Below are 2,614 nucleotides of genomic sequence, written 5' to 3' on the forward strand. Positions count from 1 at the left end.
AAGCTGTCGGAGGCCAAACGAGGCTTCGTGCTGCTCCCAAGGCGATGGGTCGTCGAACGATCCTTCGCGTGGGCCACACGCTTCCGAAGACTTGTTAAAGACTACGAGCGATGCGCTCAGACCCTCGCCGACCTCCCTTTCGCACGCATCATGCTCAAAAACGTCGCTAAACTCGCTGCTGGTTCCTAACAGCCTCTAATGCTGAAGCCTTACCAAGACGTTCAATCTGCGGCGAAGGGCAGATGCCGGTATGAAGCTTGGGACGCTACCTGACCGGACACCCGTCAAGATGAATGTCGTGCTGGCGCCGAGCCTTGCCAAACGGCTGCGCGAATACGCTGACTTCTATGCGGAGACCTACGGCAGCCGGGAGGAGGTCGCTGAGCTCATACCCTTCATCCTTGAGGCATTTCCCGACAGCGACGCGGGCTACAAAGCGAAGCAGAAGGTTTGCAAACGGAAAAGGCTCATCCGAATGGGCAGCTCGTTAGATTAAGGCGAACGGACAGATGGCTCTGGATCGTAAATCTAGGTCCTCTCGGCGAAAGTCGCCAAGGCTGCTCGTACCGCGGATACTGATCGTTCAAGCAAATCAAGGAGCACTCGCAACTCGGAAGCTTGTGTTTCTTCCACTCGAAGGGTCTCTGAAGCCGTCACTCTAATGACTAGTTGATCGATTGGCGTGGTCGTCACATCAACGTGAGCCCGACTCGCAACATCGTTCTTAATCAAAACGTCCGCCGTGACTCTTCCATCTGAGCTAATTCTCGGAGCTATTGATAACTCGGTCAAGACTGCACGTTCGACCGCTTCTGCGGGTATCTCGACGTGTGCGAGAACGGCCTGATTCGTCGAAAGCCGGTACCCAACCCGGTATTGAGCCGTGCCAAGGTGATTTTCGGCGGACCGCCACTTCTCCGCAAACGGCTCGATATCAGACATACCTGAACATCTCAGTAGTTGGCCGCGGAAGCGGCGACCGAAGGAATGTTGTATTATAGTACGTCGCAATAAAGTACAACAATATGGCGCAATATCCGCGTGTCGGAAGACGTGCGGCGCATGGTGGGCGAAAATGTCCGAAGGCTTAGATTAGCCTCCGGTATCTCTCAGGCGAAATTGGCTGAGAGAATGGGCGTCGATCGATCGTACATTAGCGGACTAGAAAAGGGCGAGCGAAATCCTACCGTCGTTACGGTATGGCACCTCTCTAAAGCGCTCGGAGTAGCTATCCGCGACTTCTTTGAAGAGAAGAGTAAGAGGGGTAGATAAGGAGATTAGGCGATCGTGTCGTTTCAGAGCCACCGCTTTTCCAATCCGAAGCGTCGAACGACGCTTGAACGTGAGGTCGATCTCAAACTGCGCCTGCTAACGTCCGACAACGAGCGTTGAAGGCGTACGTCGTCGCTCTCGAGCATGGTCACAAGCATGAAGAGCTGCTTGTGACGCTGAATAGCGAGCGCCGCTGTCAGCAGGACTGAATTTCGCCCTAACGCTGCTGACGTGGTTAAATAATGGATATCCGTCTTGCGGCGCGCATGAATCATTGGCGCAATCGCCGTTCACCATCACGCTAGGCTAAGTCGCTAAAAAAGCAAGAGGTATGAGACCGATAAGGGGCCTGCACTGTCCGCCACGATGGATCATGGCGTGGCAGTTGGCGCAGACGATGGCGAGTTCGTTCAGTTTGACCGGCCGTCCTTCCGCAGGAGCATCAGTGAGCGGATTGAGGTGATGGACGTGCGCAAACTCTTTTCCAAGCTCTCCGTATGTGGCCCTGAAATCAAAGCCGCAGCGCGGCACCTCGCATCTCAGGACGCCTTTATTCTCTCAGAGCGCAGCTTTGATCTTCTTTTCCGGTGCATTTGCTTCACGCCTGCGGTGTAAGATGTACCGTCTGCGCAGTTCGCCCTCAAACCCCACCATCTCGGGATCGTCTTGGACGGTCGAGCATTGTCGGTAAGGCGCCGCGTGTAAGGATGCAGTTGCCGCTCGCCATGTCGTAGCTAGTGACCGCCCAGGGCACGGGATCAAGGAGCCGCTTCTCGACGGCAGACGGCTCAGACTCCGCGTCCAAATGATTAATGGCTCGTATCGGAAGGCCTTCCCGATAGGCAGTCAGCAGGTTCTTATCGAGCTCGTTTGCTCGCTTCTTCCACTGAGCAGCACCTTTGCCGCCAAGCCTTCCGTCCCGGAGGCGGATGTTCTGGTCGTGCACAATCTCGCCGTCGACTACGGTCAGATCATCATGGAAGAAAAGCGCCGCGACCAGCCCGCCCGGTTTTCGGAACGACCAGTTGTAGCAGTACTCGGGTTCATTGCGGGATTGGAGCCTTTGAAGTCGCTCCATTCGCTCACATCGACTCCGGCCTCCTTGACCAAGTCGATAACCAAGCGCTTTGCTGTGGGCTTGAGGGCAGAGAGGTCGGTCATGGCGCTTGGATGATCACGGCTCGCAGGTTGTGAAGCTATCATCGATTCCGTGTGGCCAATAGAGTGTGAAAAAACGCGGACGTAGCAGGGAACAGGCGAGGCCTAACGCCATCCTGTAGGACCGGTACTCCTAGAGACTGTTTAGCGACGTTTTTGAGCATGATGCATGCGAAGGGGAGGT

Annotated in this window: 5 protein-coding genes; 4 read left to right on the forward strand and 1 reads right to left on the reverse strand. The window is 55.5% G+C overall.

Going from position 1 to position 2,614, the window contains the following annotated elements:
• The 4 genes from K288_RS49075 to K288_RS55400 all read left to right on the forward strand — a co-directional run.
• Nucleotides 1-189: transposase (locus K288_RS49075; RefSeq protein WP_043162440.1), on the forward strand; the 189-nt coding region annotated here is incomplete at its 5' end.
• 61 nt (nt 190-250) lie between these two features.
• Entirely contained in the window at nt 251-496 is a 246-nt protein-coding gene (locus K288_RS0143035; protein ID WP_027584831.1) for a DUF2274 domain-containing protein, read from the forward strand.
• Between the two features lie 566 nt (nt 497-1,062).
• Complete coding sequence (locus K288_RS51890; protein ID WP_043162443.1) at nt 1,063-1,272, forward strand: helix-turn-helix transcriptional regulator; 210 nt, start codon at nt 1,063-1,065, stop codon at nt 1,270-1,272.
• Nucleotides 1,273-1,650: 378 nt separating this feature from the next.
• Nucleotides 1,651-1,887, forward strand: coding sequence for a hypothetical protein (locus K288_RS55400; protein ID WP_244443492.1), 237 nt, complete (start codon nt 1,651-1,653; stop codon nt 1,885-1,887).
• 25 nt (nt 1,888-1,912) lie between these two features.
• On the opposite strand, the gene K288_RS53325 is transcribed toward K288_RS55400, so the two are convergent.
• A complete protein-coding gene (locus tag K288_RS53325) occupies nt 1,913-2,350 on the reverse strand; it encodes a hypothetical protein (protein ID WP_152535985.1) in 438 nt (145 codons plus the stop codon).
• Between the last annotated feature and the right edge of the window lie 264 nt (nt 2,351-2,614).

It is taken from the genome of Bradyrhizobium sp. Ai1a-2 (assembly GCF_000426245.1).
Taxonomy (GTDB): domain Bacteria; phylum Pseudomonadota; class Alphaproteobacteria; order Rhizobiales; family Xanthobacteraceae; genus Bradyrhizobium.